This window comes from Porcincola intestinalis, from assembly GCF_009696445.1.
GTDB classification, from domain to species: Bacteria; Bacillota; Clostridia; order Lachnospirales; family Lachnospiraceae; genus Porcincola; species Porcincola intestinalis.
Genome location: NZ_VULZ01000002.1, coordinates 249622 through 266547 on the forward strand (window position 1 = coordinate 249622; position 16926 = coordinate 266547).

Below are 16926 nucleotides of genomic sequence, written 5' to 3' on the forward strand. Positions count from 1 at the left end.
TTATCCATATACAAGTCTTTGTTTTCCTTATGCTCCGACCGACTCCAGAAGCTCCCTCAGGTGTGCGTGGCAGACTTCCAGGTCTCTCCTGCCTTCCTCGTCGAGCGTCAGTTCGATCACGCGGCTGATTCCATCGCTTCCAATGATACAGGGCATGCTCATCGCGACATCATCGATGCCATACTGCCCGCGGAGCACAGTGGAAACGGGGACGACGCAGCGCTCATTTCGCACGATTGCCCCGATCAGGCGGCAGGCCGCAAGGGACACCCCGGCGCTGGTATACCCCTTCAGCTGGACAATCTCCGGACCGATCACCTTCGTCTCATTCAAAAGCTTCTCCTTGTCGATGGGAACAGACGGCTTGAACTTCTCGCCGATCTCCTGAAACGGCACCCCCACGATATTGACCGTATTCCACGGAATGAACGACGTCTCCCCGTGCTCGCCCAGAACGAACCCGGTCACATTCTTGGCATCGACGCCGCACAGATCGCCCAACATCTTGTTGAAGCGCGCGGTATCCAGGAGCGTCCCCGTTCCGAAGATCCGGTCTACCGGATAGTTGTATTTCTTCTGGAAATAGTACGTCAGAATATCGAGCGGGTTCGATATGATGATCAGGATGGCTTCCCGCGTGTACCGGGTAATGTTCGCCATGACCCCATTCATCACCTCGATGTTCCGCTTCAGCAGAATGCTCCTGTCGTATTCACCCTTGACAATACTTGGCCCCGCCGTCACCACGATGATCTGCGCATCCGCACAGTCCGGATAGTCGCCGACCCGGATGCTCGTATTGGTGCTGTACTCAAATGCGGTCGTATGACTGGCATCCAGGACCGCTCCCAGTGCCTTGTCCCGGTTTCGGTTGATCACCACGATCTCATCGATGATGCTCAAACGCAGAACCGAATCCAGAACCGCATTTCCAACCTTTCCTGCTCCGACGATCACGAGCTTACCAGACTTCACAGACATCTCTGTTCCTCCTCTTCAGACAGCCAAATTACGTCTTCTCAGCCGGTATTATAGAACGGTTTCGCAAAACAATCACCCTGCAAACACGGTTCCGTCGAAAAGTGTCTCCAGTTCGAATCCGCTCACCTGCTGCGGCCAGTCAGAGAAGTCGCCGCTCACCCGTGCAATTTTATCCTCTCCTGCTGCAGGCTTCAGATCCACCGTCCCTGCGCCATCCGTCCGCAGAATCGTGAACACAGTACCTTCCGGGTAGAATGCCTTTCCTGTCTGCTCTCCACTTTCCGAGACGGTCTCAAACTCAGCCGCCTGTTTCAGGGTCAGCCGGATATTATCTGCGTCTGCCTGATAGTATGGATCGCTGCTGACCGGATATCCCGCTTCAGCCGTATAGGCTTTGCAGGCCTGGTAGGTGCTCATGGCATCCATCCGGGTCGAAAGCAGCATGCTGCCCGGATCGGTCAGCGCATTCGTCTCATCACTGTATGCGCGCTCATAGCTGCCGCTTTGGCCGATCTCTGCCGTCTCACTCCCGTTATCTGTTTCGATCGATCTCACGCCGAGATTATACGGGTCCAGACGCCCCTCGTCTGCAGAAGGCGGCGTCTGCTCAGCCGGTGCTCCATTTCCAAGCGAGAAGACCTTCAGGATCTGGTAATCATTGTCCGACTTGCAGAAGGCGTAAAGCTGATAGCGGCTGTTCGACCTGATGAGATAAAGCTCCGTGCTGTAATATGGAAAATCCGAAAGCGTCAGCGCCTGGTCGTTCACGCTGACGGTAAGATCCTTGTACGCCCCTGTCTCGTCCATCTCGCCGCCGACAGTGATGCGGTCAACTGCCCCATCTCCTGTGACATCCGCCCGGATGCCCGTATCCTGATCAAATGGAACAACGAATGTCTCCGGAACCTGGCTGTATCTGGAGTGAAACAGACTAGGATCCTCCTCGAAGGAAAGCTGGATCTCCTGCTGCCCCTCCGCATAACATCCCAGCGTGTAAGGCGGAAAGACAAGGTTCACGCCAAGCGGGGTCAGATACCAGTGAAACAAGACCGACTGATCCTGTCCGGCATCCCTCTGCTTCATGGAAGAGGCCAGCTTTTCCTTCTCCGGAGGGAAGCTCAGTTCCGGATACTCCTGGGAGAGCTTCTGCACAACACGGGCTGCCGCCGCATCGCAGTCCTGCACCACGTCTGTGAAAGCCAGAAGCTGTCCACTCCTGCTGTCATAGGCTGTCCCGGTTTTCTCATAGTAACCGTGAACGCCTCCCAGATAGTTGGAGTCGTTCTCCACAATACTGAAAGCGATCCCGTCTGCCCTGGCAATCTTAGCTTCGCATTCCTGGGAACAGGAAACATCCGTATTGCCATCTTGGTGGATTTCTTTTGCGGACTCTGTCAGTGTCTTCAGCGCCTCGAGGGAGGACACCTTCTTTTCGCTGTTGTATTGAGAGAGCGCACTGCTGAGTGCAGAAAAGCGCGCCTCCTCCATCGGAATATGAATCTCCGGGTATGAAATCCGGGCCAGAAGCTCCTCCCCGCTCTGCTGCCCGCTGGCATACATGAAGTATCTTCGGATCGTCGGGTGAAGCAGCAGGGCTGTCTCTGTCCCTGCTTCTGACTCCACATCTTCCTCCGTATCCGTCTCAGATTTTATCTCAGCGCCGGCCTCCGCGTCTGATTCCGCACCATAGGCTGTCAGCCCTGCGAACGCCAGGATGCCTGCTGCCGGTCCCGTCCCAAATTCCCAGAACGCCAGTCCTGCGCAAAGAACTCCCGCGATCAGGCGGCCCGCACATTTTCTGTTTGCCATCTCCCTTCTCTCCTTTCTTCGATTGCCCTCTGTGAGCAGCCCAGGCATCACGCCCGGCCTGTCTCCCATCTCCTCACTTTCTTCCATTCGATACCAGTTTTTCCACCCTGTGCCAGTCGCCAGAGCAGCCTCATGTTGTGATATTTGTATTGTTATATTGTTGTGTTGTTGTGTTCTTGTGCTGTTGTGTTCTTGTATCTCCGCCGTTACCGGATCACTTCCGAGGGCGTATAGATGCAGTCTGGCTTTTTATCATGTTCGCCGGCCGGCACCTTGTCCAGAATCTGGAAATCGAAGGCTGCCGCCGCCGTCTGAAGATGCGGATGAAGCTCCAGGTACCGGTCGTAGAACCCGCCACCGTATCCGATCCGGCTGCGCCGTCTGTCAAAGGCAACCCCCGGCATGATCATGAGAACAGCCCCATCCGGATCCGGCGCGCGCCTGGCTCCCTCTTCCTCCGACGGCTCCAGGATCCCCATCACACCGGGCTTCACCTGTCCAAAATGCCTGATTTCGTAAAAGTGGAGCTGTCTTTTCTCCAGGTCGGTCTTCGGCACGGCGACCTTCTTTCCGTCTTCCCAGGCCCGCTGAATCAGTGTCCTGGTCTCTACCTCCCCGGGAAGGCTCATATAGATGTAAATGACACTGCAGCTTCTGTACGCGTCGCTCTCCAGGACCCTCTGCCAGATTTCCAGACTCCGCTGCCCGATCTCTTCCCGGGTCATCTGCGCGCGAAGCCTGCGGATCTGCGCACGGATGGTCTTCTTCTCCTCATCCATTTCCACTCACGCCCCCTGACATTGCCTGACGCAGGTCTTATTGGCTGCGTGGTACAATCACAACCCTGCTGCGCCGGCTTACGCTTCGAAAGTTCTCCTGATCCGCTCCATCGTCTCCTCGAGGGTCGCGCGCTGGCAGGCAGTGTTGATCCGCTGAAAGCCTCTTCCGGCGCTCCCGAAAATCTTTCCGGAATCCAGCCACAGCTTTGCCTCGTAGATGATCTTCTGGTCTATCTCCCCGGACGACAGCCCTGTCCCGCGAAAATCCAGCCACAGCAGATAGGTTCCCTCAAGATGAACCACCTTGATCTTTTTAAAATGCTCCTGTGCGTAGCGATACACATAATCAATGTTTCCCTTTACATAGGAAAGCATCGCCTGATACCACTCTTCCCCGTGCTCATATGCCGCCTGGCAGGCCGTCAGACCAAAGGCTGACAGCTGGCTCATTCCTGCTGCACTGACCTCCCTCAGAAAGCGCTTCCGCAGCTGGACATCCGGAATAAAGATGTTCGACAGCAGCATCGTTGCGAGATTGAAGGTCTTGCTGGGCGCCGTGCAGACGACCGAGATCTGCTCGAACTCAGGGCTCAGCGTCGCAAAGACATGGTGCTCCCCCTCAAAAACGAAGTCGTTGTGGATCTCGTCACTGACGACAATCACGTTGTGACGGACGCAGATCTCCCCGATCCTCATCAGCTCATCGCGCGTCCAGACTCTTCCGACCGGATTGTGCGGACTGCACATCAGGAACAGTCCGATGTCATTCTCCTCAATCTTGCGCTCGAAATCGTCAAAATCGATGTGGTAGCGGTTGTCCTCCCCCAGGTAGAGATCGCTGCTGACCACATTTCTCCCGTTCTCCAGAATCACCTCGCTGAACGGATAGTAGACGGGCTGCTGAATAAGGACGTTATCGCCTTCCCTTGTATAGGCTCTGACCGCCATCGCCAGAGCGAACACAACACCCGGCGTCTTGATTAGCCACTCCGGATGAATCCCCCAGCCGTGATGGCGCTCCATCCAGCCGGCAACCGCCTGAAAATAAGCTTCCCCGGACTCAGTGTAGCCGAACACACCGTTCTTCGCGCGCTCCACCAGCGCATCCTCCACATAGGACGAGGTTCGAAAATCCATGTCTGCGACCCAGAGTGGGAGTACATCCTCCGGCAGGCCTCTGCGCTTTGCGAAATCATATTTCAGACAATCTGTATTTCTGCGGTCAACGAATGTGTCAAAATCAAGATTTCTCTCCGCCATCATCAATCCTCCGTCTGTTCTTGTATGTACCGGCCAATGGTGCAGCCGCCCTTCTTTTATTTCATCATAACATGGATGCTCTCCCCAATGCGCGAAGAAATTGACACAGATGATCCGGCCTTGTGCAGAATGTCCCCGCTTTCATTGTGTAGCGTGCTACATTTTGGAGCATCTCACAATTACACTTCTGAAAAATGAGGCATATAATAGGTTCGTTTTTAATTGTAGCGTGCTACATATATGGAGCGATCTGCAGCCGATGCTGACTGTATATTGCTGCAGATTCCATCTCAGAAAGGAGGACTTTGTGGTGTGTGCGATGATATCGGCCATCTGATAAAAATTGCAGGCGAACGGCTGAAAAACCAGGCGGACACCCGCCTGAAGGAATCCGGACTGACCATGAGCCAGTTTCAGACCATGTTTTTCATCCATACGCACGGCGGTGCCGTGACGCAGAAGGAAATCGAAACGCATCTCCAGGTTTCACACCCGACGGTCGTCGGCATCATCTCCCGCATGGAGAAAAAGGGATTTCTGACGGTGGAGGTCAACCCGGACGACCACCGTGGCCGAATCGTCCGGACGACGGAAAAGTCCGACCGGTTCCGGGACGAGTCCATCCGACAGAAACGGCAGGCCGAGCAGGAGCTTGTGCGCGGATTTACACCCGAGGAGGCTGTCGAGCTCAGGCGCCTTCTGCACAAGCTGCTGGACAATGTATCTGGAAACAATCCTGACACAATTCCGGCAAAAACGATCCGTCCCAATCAGACTCAGAAGGAGGAACAGCTTTGATCAAGACACTGGCAAAAAGCCTTCGGGAATACAAACGGGAATCCATCCTCTCCCCGCTGCTGGTCTCGGGCGAGGTCATCATGGAAGTCATCATCCCGTTCCTGATGGCAAAGCTCATCGACCACATGGGAGAACGGTCCATCCAGCCAGTCGTGTACTACGGTGTGTGGCTGCTGGTCATCTCATTTATCTCCCTGTTCTTCGGAGCAGCAGCCGCAGCAGAGTCCTCGAAGGCCTCCTGCGGGCTGGCAAAGAACCTGCGGCAGGACATCTTTGACCGCGTACAGACCTATTCCTTCCACGACATCGATCGCTTTTCGGAGGCTTCCCTGGTTACCCGCATGACAACCGATGTCACGAACGTCCAGAACGCCTTCGCAATGCTGGTACGCGGGGCTTTTCGTGCGCCACTGATGATCATTTTTTCGGTTGTTATGGCCATTTCCATCAACGGAAAAATGTCGTTGATTTTCCTGGTCATGATTCCGATTCTGGGAATCATTATCTTCGGCATCGCGATCAAGACGCATCCGATCTTCGTCCGCATCTTCAAGCGCTATGATGCGATGAACAATGGCGTGCAGGAGAACATCCAGGGGATGCGCGTGGTCAAGTCCTTCGTACGGGAGGACTATGAGAAGGACAAGTTTCACAAGGAATCGGAGGAGGTTCGGCACGACTTCACCCATGTTGAGAAGATTCTGGCCTTCAACACGCCTTCCATGCAGGCCTGCGTGTTTGCCTCCATCACCCTGATCAGCTATATCGGTGCCCGCCTGATCATCTCCACGAAGGGTTCCGCGCTGACCACAGGCGAACTTTCGTCCCTGATTAACTACGGTGTGCAGATCCTGGTTGCCATCATGATGCTGTCCTTCATCTTCGTGCTGTGTATGATCGCCGAGGAATCGGCGGAACGTATCGCGGAAGTTCTCTCCTACGACGCTACGATCACCTCACCCGAAAATGGACTGACACAGGTCGCCGACGGCCGCGTGGATTTTGACCATGTTTCCTTCAAATACTCAGACCGCAGCAAAAAATATGCGCTGTCCGATGTCAGTCTCCACATTCCGTCCGGATCCACGCTCGGCATCATCGGCGGAACCGGCTCATCAAAATCGTCCCTCGTACAGCTGATCTCCAGACTCTACGATGTGTCTGAGGGATCCGTCAGCGTCGGCGGCGAGGATGTCCGGAAGTACAACCTCACAGTCCTGCGCGATCAGGTTGCCTGCGTTCTGCAGAAAAACGTCCTGTTCTCGGGTACGATCAGCGAGAACCTTCGCTGGGGAGACCCGGATGCCACAGATGAGGAAATCCGCCATGCATGCGAGCTGGCACAGGCTGACAGCTTTATCCAGGAGTTTCCGGACAAATACCAGACGATAATCGCACAGGGCGGAACCAATGTGTCGGGCGGTCAGAAGCAGCGGCTCTGCATCGCCAGGGCGCTTTTGAAAAAGCCGAAGATCCTGATCCTCGACGACTCGACCTCCGCCGTCGATACGAAGACAGACGCACTGATCCGCAAGGCATTCCGCGAGGAGATTCCGGACACCACGAAGATCATCATTGCGCAGCGCGTCTCCTCCGTCCAGGATGCCGACAACATCATCGTCATGGACGGCGGACGCATCGTTGAGCAGGGTACGCATGAGGAGCTGCTCGCAAAGCATGGCATCTACCGGGAGGTCTACGACTCCCAGACCCGCAGTGCCCAGCAGGACGAGACAGAAACGCAGACAGGGGCACAGAATCAGGAAGGGAGGAATGCGTAAGATGGCAGCAGCACAGAATCAAACAGCCGTTCAGACCCAGGCCGTTCAGGCAGCCACAGCGGCTCAGGCGAAGCCTGAAGCCCTGGCTTCGGATCCGCGCAGCGCAGACAAGGTCCGTTCCGGGAAAAAGCAGCCCTCGGGGCGTCCGCCGGTAAAGCCCGGCACCTTCAGCCGGATGATGAAATATATGTTTCATTTTTACAAATGGCGCCTTGTCATCGTCCTGATCTGCCTCGCCGTCTCCGGGCTTTCAGGCGTCATCGCGTCGGTCTTCCTGCAGACCCTCGTCGACACCGCCATCACGCCCGGCTTGACCAAGGGCCTGCAGGCAGTCTATCCGCAGCTGCTCTCCATCATCGGAACCATGATCGCCGTGTACGCGGCAGGCGTCATTGCCTCCAACATCTATACCCAGATCATGGCGACGGTAACGCAGGGCACGCTGAAGCACATGCGGGATGACATGTTCGACCGCATGGAGACGCTTCCGATCCGCTATTTCGACCAGCACCTGACCGGCGACATCATGTCCACCTACACCAACGACACGGATGCGATCCGGCAGATGATCGGTCAGTCGCTCCCGATGATCTATCAGACCGGCCTTTCCGTCATCGCGATCGTCATCTCCATGCTGAAGTTCTCTGTCTGGATGACCATCGGCGTCGCGTTCTTCATGTACGTCATGAGCCGGATTTCGAAAACCTTCGCGGGACGTTCCGCAAGCGGTATGGTCGATCAGCAGAAATCACTGGCTGCCGAGGAGGGCTTCGTTCAGGAAATCATGAATGGTCAGAAGGTCGTCCAGATCTTCAACCACGAGGAGGCTGCGAAGGCTGACTTCCGTACCTTTAACCAGAAACTCTTCGAGGACAGTGACCGCGCGAACCGCGCCGGCTTCATGCTGATGCCGATTCTTGGAAATGTCGGAAACATCATGTACATCGCTCTGGCAATCCTGGGCGGCTTTCTCGTGACGCTCAAGGCGCCGAACCTGACACTGACCGGGATCGACACCGTCACAATCGGCGTGATTGTATCATTTCTGGCCATGACCAGGCAGCTGGCGCAGTCCATCGGCCAGGCATCCATGCAGGTCTCTATGATTGCACTCGGCCTTGCAGGTGTCTCGCGTGTCTTTGAGCTGATGGACCAAAAGCCCGAGGAAGACGACGGCTATGTGGAGCTGGTCAATGCAGACTATGACAAGGACGGAACCATCCATGAGGCAGACCATCTGACCGGGAAATGGGCGTGGAAGCATCCGCATCATGACGGGACGCTTACCTACACGCCGCAGCAGGGTGATGTCCGGATGTTCAATGTCGACTTTGGCTACGTCCCGAACAAGCTGGTGCTTCACGACATCACGCTCTACGCAAAGCCGGGCCAGAAGATCGCCTTCGTCGGTGCCACCGGCGCCGGAAAGACGACGATCACGAATCTGATCAACAGGTTCTACGACATCCCGGACGGAAAGATCCGCTACGACGGCATCAACATCCGCAAGATCAAGAAGCCCGACTTGAGGCGGTCACTGGGCGTCGTGCTTCAGGATGTCAATCTCTTCACCGGTACCGTGATGGACAACATCCGCTACGGCCGCCTGAATGCGACCGACGAGGAATGTATCGCCGCCGCGAAGCTTGCAAACGCCGATGACTTCATCACCCGGCTTCCGGACGGCTATGACACCTTCCTGACCGGAAACGGCGCGCAGCTCTCACAGGGGCAGCGCCAGCTGATCTCCATCGCCCGCGCGGCGGTCGCTGACCCGCCAGTCATGATCCTCGATGAGGCAACCAGCTCCATCGATACCAGAACCGAGGCCCTTGTCCAGAAAGGCATGGACAACCTGATGAAGGGACGCACCGTCTTCGTCATCGCACACAGACTCTCCACCGTTCGCAACGCAGACGCCATCATGGTGCTCGACCACGGAAGAATCATCGAACGCGGCTCGCATGACGAGCTGATCGCCCAGAAGGGCGTCTACTACCAGCTTTATACAGGCGCATTCGAGCTGGAGTAAGGTTCTTCGCTTATTTTCTGTCAGCGTTCACCAGAAGCCATGATATACAGGCAAGCTTCCATCATGGCTTCTGACTCGCCGTCTTCGAAATAAAGCCAGCCGGGGCTGCATTGCTCCGGCTGGCTTTTTTCTGTATGTTCGGTTCTCTGCAGGCCACGGCATCGGATACCGGCATCATCTGTCTGTGCATGTATATGCGAAAGCCTTTACCGGCTCCATATGTCTCGTGAACGGATCAAGGTCTGTCCCCTGCACATGCCAAAGCCTGCAGCTGCGCGCCCTGTTACCGGGTTTCTTCTGCTGCATGTACGTGCAGCAGCTCGTGCGCCTTGTCCTTCAGCATGCCCTTGTACAGGTTCTGGACGAGCGGATTCTCATCGCACTTCCGGACAGATTCATTATTATCGATTCGATAGAGTCCTGCCGTGCGGGCATCCCGCGGTGTGCGCCCGAGGATAACCGGCTGTCCGCCGCCCATAACACAGCCGCCTCTGCAGGCCATGACCTCGATCAGATCATACTGCACCTCCCCGGCCTTGAGCCTGTCGAGCACGATCCTTGCATTTCCAAGCCCGGAGACGACACAGATCCTCAGGTCTCTGTCCTTGTAGCTGACCGTAAACTCCCGGATCCACTTCTTCTCCCTGACGCCGCAGTCGGCGATGTTGTCCATCAGCTGCTTGCTGTGATTCGGCGCCAGCCTCCTGAGAACCGCCTCGGTCACGCCGCCGCTCGTTCCGAAGATCACGCCGCCGCCCGAACCGAGGCCGAACGGCATGTCGCAGGCCTCCGGATCGAGATCTCCCAGCTCCAGGCCGAAATCGCGGATCATATTGATCAGCTCCGTCGAAGTGATCGCGATATCCGTATCCTGCTGCCCTCTTGTGTAATTTCTCTTCCAGCGGATCTCCATCTTCTTCGCCGTGCACGGCATCACCGAAACGACAACCGTCTTTTTACCCTGCGAATTTTCCGGATCCCTGTAATACTCCTTCAGGACCGCGCTCATCATGCCCTGCGGACTTCTGCAGGTTGAGACATTCTTCTCAAACTCCGGATACTGGTCATGGCAGAACTTCACCCACGCCGGACAGCAGGATGTCATCAGCGGCAGATTCCGGTTCTCCGACAGCCGCTCCAGAAACTCCTGTGCCTCCTCCATGATGGTCAGATCCGCCGACAGCGTCACATCGTAAACCTCGTCAAACCCCATCCGGTGCATCGCGTTCACGATCATGCCCATCACGCCGACGCCGTCCTTCATGCCGAATGCGTCTCCCACAGCGACCCGGACAGCCGGCGCGATCTCCGCGACAACCCGGACCGTCGGATCGCCGATCGCTTCCCAGACCTCATCCACGTTGGAGTGGATCGTGATCGCTCCGGTCGGACAGTAGACACGGCACTGGCCGCAGTTCACACAGCTGGTCTGGGCAATCGGGCGGTCGAACGCCGTCGAGACCAGGGCGTCCGCCCCTCTTCTCGTAAACTCCAGAACGCCGAGCCCCTGCAGCTCCGAGCAGGCCCTCACGCAGTCGCCGCAGAGGATGCACTTGTTCATGTTTCTGACAATCGACGGCGAACTGGTGTCAATCGTGTGCACATCCCGCGTGTCGTGGTAAGGCACGGAGGTGATGTTCATCTTGTGCGCCAGATCCTGCAGCCGGCAGTCCCCGCTCTGCGCACAGGTCGTGCAGTCCCGGTCATGCGAGCCCAGAAGCAGCTGAATGATCATCTTCCGGTACTTCTGAAGGCGGACTGTATTTGTATAAATTGTCATCCCGTCCCTCGGAACCTCCGAGCAGGACGCAAACATCTTCCCCCGCTCGTCCTCCACCATGCAGAGTCTGCAGGCTCCGAAGGTCGACATCTCCGACAGATAGCACAGAGTCGGGATGTTGATCCCCGCTTTGCGGATGACGGACAGCACATTCTTCTCATCTGTGAAGGCAACACGCCTTCCATTGATTGTCATGACCCCCATCTCTCACCCCTCCTCAGTACTCGATATAGATCGCGTCAAACGCGCAGTTCTCCTGGCAGCTTCCGCAGCGGATGCAGGCATCCGTGACAATCTTGTGCGGCATCTTCTTCGCGCCGATGATCGCGCCTGCCGGACAGTTGCGCGCGCACTTTCCGCAGCCGACACACTTGTCCGGGTCGATGATGAAGCGGCGCAGCTTCGCGCAGACATGCGCGCGGCATCTCTTGTCCACGATGTGCTCCACATATTCATCCCGAAACTGATGGAGTGTACTGATGACAGGAAGCGGCGCGCTCTTCCCAAGACCGCAGAGCGACATGGAACGGACCATCTGCGCCAGATCATCCAGCTCATCCAGATCGCTCATCTCTCCTCTTCCGTCGACAATCTTCTGCAGAATCTCCAGCATCCGCTTGGTTCCCTCGCGGCAGGGCGTGCATTTCCCACAGGATTCACGCTGAGTAAAGCCCATAAAGAAGCGGGCAACCTCGACCATGCAAGAGCTCTGGTTCAGGACGACCATGCCGCCTGATCCGATGATCGCGTCATACTTCTTAACTGACTCAAAGTCCAGTCCGACGTCCAGCTCCTTTTCCGTCAGACATCCGCCGGACGGGCCGCCGATCTGAACCGCCTTAAAGGTTCCCCCGTCCTTGATACCGCCCCCGATATCATAGATGATCTGCCGCATGGTCGTTCCCATCGGCACCTCGATCAGACCGGTATTCTGGATTGCGCCTGTCAGAGAGAAGGTCTTCGTCCCCGGGCTGTTCTCAGAACCGATGGAGCGGAACCATGCGGCACCGTCGGTGATGATGCGCGGGACGTTCGCATACGTCTCGACATTGTTCAGAACCGTCGGCTTTGCCCACAGCCCGTGCTCGACCGTCCGCGGTGGCTTGACGCGCGGCATCCCGCGCTTTCCTTCGATGGAAGCGGTCAGCGCCGACCCTTCTCCGCAGACGAAAGCACCCGCTCCGCGGTTGATATGCAGCCTGAAGGAATATGAACTTCCGAGAATGTTCGATCCCAGAAGCCCGGCCTCCTCCAGATTCCGGATCGCTTCCCGAAGCCGTGCGACCGACAGCGGATACTCCGCCCGGACATAGATATAGCCTTCCTGCGCCCCCACAGCGTAGGCTGCAATCATCATGCCCTCGATCATCTTGTACGGGTCGCCTTCCATGACCGATCCGTCCATGAAGGCACCCGGATCACCCTCGTCCCCGTTGCAGACAACATAGCGGACGGGGTCCTTCTGCCGGGCGACCTGCGACCACTTGCGCCCGGTCGGGAATCCTGCGCCGCCGCGTCCTCTGAGTCCCGAGTTCGAGACCTCCTCGATCACTTGCTGTGGTGTCATATCAAAGAGCGCCTTCTCCAGCGCCGAGAAGCCGCCCGAGTAGATGTACTCCGCCAGCGAATCCGGCTCGTACTTTCCGCAGTTGGACAAAACGACCCGCGTCTGCTTCGCTATAAAAGGAATATCGTCCGGACTGACATACTGCGCCTGCTGGTGATAAAGCAGGTGGTCGATGACCTCGCCGTGCAGGATGGTCCTCATGATGATTGCACTGACATCTGACGGCTGCACCTTCACATACTGAATGACCTGATCCCCGCTCTGAATCCGGACAAGCGGGCCGATCTCGCAGATGCCCTGACAGCCTGTATGGCAGACCGCCGCCACTTTCGTATGCTCGTGAGGCGCAAAGGAGAGGGAGATCCCTTCCCTTCCTTCCAGCTGATTCCTGAACTCCTCAAAGACAGCCTCTGACCCCGAGGCTACGCAGCCTGTTCCCGCGCATACCAGCACGCGGACATCCTGTTTCTTCATCTCCCGGTCAGCGTCAAGACGCGCACGCTGAAGATCCTCTCTCGATGCGATCGTCATGATTCCTCACCTCTCAATTCTCTGACCAGCGCGACAGCAGAGTCAGGTGTCATGTGCGGGTGAACTTTCCCGTTGACCATCATGGTCGGCGCCAGTCCGCAGGCGCCCAGACAGGAAACCGTCTCCAGCGTAAACAGCATATCGTCCGTCGTATGCTTGTCCTTGCCAAGCCCCAGCTCCTTCTGGAGGGCTTCGATCACGGCAATTCCCTTCTTTACATGGCAGGCTGTCCCGTCGCAGCACTTGATCTCGAACTTCCCCTTCGGTTCAAATGAGAAATTCTCGTAGAATGTCGCAACGCCGTAGGCCTCCGCCTCGCTGACGCCGATCTTTTCCGCTACATAGGATAACAGCTCCCCCGGGAGATAGCGCAGCTCATCCTGGATGTCCTCCATCACAGGGATGAGCGAGGATGGCTTTGCTCCATGTTTTGCTATGCACCTGTCCGCCAGATCATAGCAGGACTGCTCCAGCATATCCGTCTCCTCCTTTTTGTCAGATTTCCGGCTCAGGCATCCGGAAAGCGATCCGCTCTTGTTTAAACACTTGAGGAGATTATAACATTATTATCATTATCTTCGCAATTATTTGGAGAATATACCTTACAAAAAATGAGATATGTCACGGTATTGGAATGATTTGTTCAGATATTCCAGATTTGAATCATCAATTTATTGCAGAATGATGAATCTGCATGCAATGCCGTCTGTCCGCTGTTTCTGACCCCTTCAAAAAGAATCGGGTAAGAAAGCCCGAAAGTCGGTCGTGGACTGCATCCCGTAGGTTTTCCACCTGTCCTGAGGCGCAGGCCATGCTGATTTTCGCGGGAATCCACAGCGCGTACTGTGCATCCTTCCGGCATCCGTGAAACAGTATAGCCTGCGCCTGTAAAATTGGTGTCAGAATTCCATGATATCTCTCAGAAATTTCTGTGATTTTTTTTGTGATGTCCGCCCATAAAACCGGCTCAGTCTGCCGCCTCCAGCTGCGGGTAGAGTTCCTCAAATACGGCATTCAGGATATTCCGCTCGGTGTGGCTCTCTGACATGATCGTAACGACAGCGTCCATATCCTTCATGACAATCACGAACTGGCCGTACTTGCCGTCCGCCCGGAAGCTGCCATGCGGTCCCATCCAGAACAGGTAGCCGTAGCCATCCTCCCCGTTGTCCACCTGCTTTCTTCCTGCCTCATGAACCCAGTCCGCCGGAATCAGCTGTCTTCCGTTCCATCTTCCATCCTGAAGCAGCAGCTGCCCGAATTTTGCCAGCTCGTCAATGTTCAGAAACAGTCCGCCCGCCCCGTAACTGTTGCCAAGCGGATCCATCTCCCAGGTCGGCAGGTGAATACCGAGCGGCGCAAACAGTCGAGGCATCAGATAGTGGATGAGGTCGCAGCCGGACCGCCGCTGCACAAGCATGCCGGCCAGATACGGACCGGCGTTATTGTACAAAAATGTCGTATCCGGGTCACAGACCCAGGACTGCGCAAGCGCCAGCTTCACCCAGTCGGTCTCGGGATAAAATGGCCGGTCAGCGCCCATCAGGAAGGGTTTTTCCTGGCCGAGACACATCGTCAGAAGGTCCCGGACAGTAGCCTTCTCCAGATGCGGGCTGACAAAGTCCGGAAGATCTTCCTTAAAGGCATCCGTCAGCTTCTCATCCAGCGACAGAAGCCCCTCCCGCTGCGCAATCCCGACCGCCACAGACGTAAAGCTCTTGCTGACCGAGTAGACATCACGGCGCCTCGCGGCATCCCACAGCTGCCTTGCGATCTCCTTTCCATGCTGCTGAATCACAACACCCAGTACGTGATTCTCTTCTGCCTTCCGGCAAAAACCACTCAGATCGATGATGCTCATATTCATTCTCCTTCTGCGATCAGGCAGACACCCGCTGCCGATTTCATGTCAGGAACAGTATACGCGATTTCCGGACGGAGTGACAGACGCTCATCCGGCTATCCTGCCTGCTCTGGCTTTCCCGATCTTCCGAAGAATCAGGGTTGTGACAACGACGCCGGCTGACATGCAGGCTGCAAATGCAAGTGTATAAACCGCCAGGCGTCTGCCTGCCCCGCTGTGCCCGTTCATCAGTGCATCGGCAGCCCGGTACAGGGACGCTCCGGGAATCAGCGGAACGAAGGCGATCACCGTAAAGACTGTCGCAGGAGCATGAACCTTCCGGGCGATCATTTCACCATAGAAGGCAGAAGCCGATGACCCGACAAAAGCCGCTGCATAGTCATTCCCGGATACAGAAAGCATCAAAAGATAGGCTGCCCAGGATACCGCTCCGCCCAAAGATGCGACCAGCCATTCATTGCGTCCGACATGAAACACGATCGCAAATCCAAAACAGCCTGCCACTGCCGTGGCAAACTGCAGCACAATCTTCCAGACTTCCATACAGTAACCTCACTCTCCTCCTGCGCTTTCCCTGTCATGCACTTTCCAACGGACTGCACCCTGCGCTTTCCCTGTCATGCACTTTCCAACGGACTGCCCCTGCACATCCCGGAAGCATTATCCTGCCGCACACTTATTACAGCAGCCCGGTCAGGATGCGCCCCGCCAGCGTGAACCCGACCGCGATGATGCCCGCCAGGAGAATCGACTCCATAAACCGGATCAGGCCGGTGATGGTATCGCCGACAAACATGTCCCGGATCGAGTTTGTGAAGGCGATTCCGGGGATGAACAGCATGATGTTGCCGATGCTGATGAGGTCTGCGTGATGTCCCAGCCCTGAAAGGACTGTCAGCTGTGCCAGAAAGCCGCCGGCTGTCGACCAGATCAGCGCTGTCATCAGGATATTGTCCGTGAACCTTGAAATCAGCCGCTCGATGTAACAGAGAAGAAATCCGATCAGCACGGAAGCCGCAAAATCGTTCAGGTCGCCGCCGAAGAACAGTGCAAATGCACCTGATACGATGGCATATCCGACCGGAAGCAGGCGGCTGTTTGCCGGTTTCTCCTCCTGAATGTGCTCGATCCTGTCCCGGATTTCCTCCGGCTTCAGCTTCTTTGCGCAGATATCCCTCGAAAGCTGGTTGAGCTCCTCGATCCGCCGCATATTGGTGTGGATCGCGTACACCCTCCGCATCTGGGTCAGCGTCTGGAAGCCATCCAGGTGCGCAGTCACCGTGATGTTCGACGTGATCGAGAACACCTCGACCTTCGGAACACCGGCCGCCGCCATCACCCGGCTGATTGTATCCTCGACCCGGTTCACCTCCGCGCCGCTGGCAAGAAGCAGCTGACCGATATCCAGTGCACAGTACAGGTATTCTCCCGCTTCGTCCCGGTTCATTTTCCATCCCTTTGTGTTTTCTGCCATCATCGCTTCGAGCACAACTATACTCCATCTGACAGAATAATATTTGCGGAAATTGCTGAAATGCTTTCATAATTCCGAAATATTTTCAAATACCGTTCCGGCTGATATTCCGGGCTGCTTCCGAAGCCTTTCCGAATCCCGGAGGTGATCCAGTCCGATCTCCGGGCACAGCTTTCGCTGTGTAAATGCGGCGCATTCCAGATGAATCCCGGGCAGCGGCAGCGGGCAGGCGTGCGGGACGGCTTTCCCAATGCAGGTGCACTGAATTCA

General features: G+C 56.2%; 13 protein-coding genes. 3 read left to right on the top strand and 10 right to left on the bottom strand.

The window, feature by feature from the left end:
• Window positions 1-27 precede the first annotated feature (27 nt).
• The 4 genes from FYJ35_RS03375 to FYJ35_RS03390 form a co-directional block, all read right to left on the bottom strand.
• Window positions 28-981, bottom strand: a complete 954-nt coding sequence (locus FYJ35_RS03375; RefSeq protein ID WP_154523127.1) for a lactate/malate family dehydrogenase — start codon at window positions 979-981, stop codon at window positions 28-30.
• A 72-nt stretch (window positions 982-1053) separates the two neighbouring features.
• A complete protein-coding gene (locus FYJ35_RS03380; protein WP_205839687.1) occupies window positions 1054-2790 on the bottom strand; it encodes an RsiV family protein in 1737 nt (578 codons plus the stop codon).
• Between the two features lie 206 nt (window positions 2791-2996).
• Entirely contained in the window at window positions 2997-3569 is a 573-nt protein-coding gene (locus tag FYJ35_RS03385; protein WP_154523362.1) for a 5-formyltetrahydrofolate cyclo-ligase, read from the bottom strand.
• 78 nt (window positions 3570-3647) lie between these two features.
• Window positions 3648-4829, bottom strand: a complete 1182-nt coding sequence (locus FYJ35_RS03390) for a MalY/PatB family protein (protein WP_154523366.1) — start codon at window positions 4827-4829, stop codon at window positions 3648-3650.
• A gap of 312 nt (window positions 4830-5141) precedes the next feature.
• On the opposite strand from FYJ35_RS03390, the gene FYJ35_RS03395 reads away from it, so the two are divergent.
• From FYJ35_RS03395 to FYJ35_RS03405, 3 genes are all read left to right on the top strand, one after another.
• Window positions 5142-5627 carry a MarR family winged helix-turn-helix transcriptional regulator gene (locus FYJ35_RS03395; protein WP_205839688.1) on the top strand — a complete coding sequence of 162 codons (486 nt, stop codon included), beginning with the start codon at window positions 5142-5144 and terminating at the stop codon, window positions 5625-5627.
• The gene (locus FYJ35_RS03400; RefSeq protein ID WP_205839689.1) at window positions 5624-7408 is read left to right on the top strand and encodes an ABC transporter ATP-binding protein; all 1785 of its coding nucleotides are present in this window, start codon (window positions 5624-5626) and stop codon (window positions 7406-7408) included. The genes FYJ35_RS03395 and FYJ35_RS03400 overlap by 4 nt, the downstream gene beginning before the upstream one ends.
• Before the next feature lie 175 nt (window positions 7409-7583).
• Complete coding sequence (locus FYJ35_RS03405) at window positions 7584-9440, top strand: ABC transporter ATP-binding protein (RefSeq protein ID WP_235906346.1); 1857 nt, start codon at window positions 7584-7586, stop codon at window positions 9438-9440.
• A 283-nt stretch (window positions 9441-9723) separates the two neighbouring features.
• Here FYJ35_RS03405 and FYJ35_RS03410 read toward each other — a convergent pair whose 3' ends face one another.
• From FYJ35_RS03410 to FYJ35_RS03435, 6 genes are all read right to left on the bottom strand, one after another.
• On the bottom strand, window positions 9724-11424 hold the full coding sequence (locus FYJ35_RS03410) for a [FeFe] hydrogenase, group A (RefSeq protein WP_154523139.1): 1701 nt from the start codon (window positions 11422-11424) through the stop codon (window positions 9724-9726).
• A gap of 13 nt (window positions 11425-11437) precedes the next feature.
• A complete protein-coding gene (locus FYJ35_RS03415; RefSeq protein ID WP_154523142.1) occupies window positions 11438-13318 on the bottom strand; it encodes an NADH-quinone oxidoreductase subunit NuoF in 1881 nt (626 codons plus the stop codon).
• Window positions 13315-13794, bottom strand: coding sequence for an NADH-quinone oxidoreductase subunit NuoE family protein (locus tag FYJ35_RS03420; RefSeq protein ID WP_154523145.1), 480 nt, complete (start codon window positions 13792-13794; stop codon window positions 13315-13317). Before FYJ35_RS03420 ends, FYJ35_RS03415 begins: the two co-directional genes overlap by 4 nt.
• 491 nt (window positions 13795-14285) lie before the next feature.
• Window positions 14286-15179 carry a serine hydrolase domain-containing protein gene (locus tag FYJ35_RS03425; protein WP_154523148.1) on the bottom strand — a complete coding sequence of 298 codons (894 nt, stop codon included), beginning with the start codon at window positions 15177-15179 and terminating at the stop codon, window positions 14286-14288.
• A gap of 90 nt (window positions 15180-15269) precedes the next feature.
• Window positions 15270-15725 (bottom strand): threonine/serine exporter family protein, encoded by a 456-nt coding sequence (locus FYJ35_RS03430; RefSeq protein WP_154523151.1) that lies wholly within the window; start codon window positions 15723-15725, stop codon window positions 15270-15272.
• Between the two features lie 136 nt (window positions 15726-15861).
• Window positions 15862-16671, bottom strand: coding sequence for a threonine/serine exporter family protein (locus FYJ35_RS03435; protein WP_328597031.1), 810 nt, complete (start codon window positions 16669-16671; stop codon window positions 15862-15864).
• Window positions 16672-16926: the final 255 nt, after the last annotated feature.

Coding starts and splice junctions, on each gene's coding strand:
- FYJ35_RS03425 (WP_154523148.1), bottom strand. CDS start 15,179: ATGAGCATCATCGATCTGAGTGGTTTTTGCCGGAAGGCAGAAGAGAAT.
- FYJ35_RS03390 (WP_154523366.1), bottom strand. CDS start 4,829: ATGGCGGAGAGAAATCTTGATTTTGACACATTCGTTGACCGCAGAAAT.
- FYJ35_RS03380 (WP_205839687.1), bottom strand. CDS start 2,790: ATGGCAAACAGAAAATGTGCGGGCCGCCTGATCGCGGGAGTTCTTTGC.
- FYJ35_RS03410 (WP_154523139.1), bottom strand. CDS start 11,424: ATGGGGGTCATGACAATCAATGGAAGGCGTGTTGCCTTCACAGATGAG.
- FYJ35_RS03420 (WP_154523145.1), bottom strand. CDS start 13,794: ATGCTGGAGCAGTCCTGCTATGATCTGGCGGACAGGTGCATAGCAAAA.
- FYJ35_RS03375 (WP_154523127.1), bottom strand. CDS start 981: ATGTCTGTGAAGTCTGGTAAGCTCGTGATCGTCGGAGCAGGAAAGGTT.
- FYJ35_RS03415 (WP_154523142.1), bottom strand. CDS start 13,318: ATGACGATCGCATCGAGAGAGGATCTTCAGCGTGCGCGTCTTGACGCT.
- FYJ35_RS03385 (WP_154523362.1), bottom strand. CDS start 3,569: ATGGATGAGGAGAAGAAGACCATCCGTGCGCAGATCCGCAGGCTTCGC.
- FYJ35_RS03430 (WP_154523151.1), bottom strand. CDS start 15,725: ATGGAAGTCTGGAAGATTGTGCTGCAGTTTGCCACGGCAGTGGCAGGC.
- FYJ35_RS03405 (WP_235906346.1), top strand. CDS start 7,584: ATGATGAAATATATGTTTCATTTTTACAAATGGCGCCTTGTCATCGTC.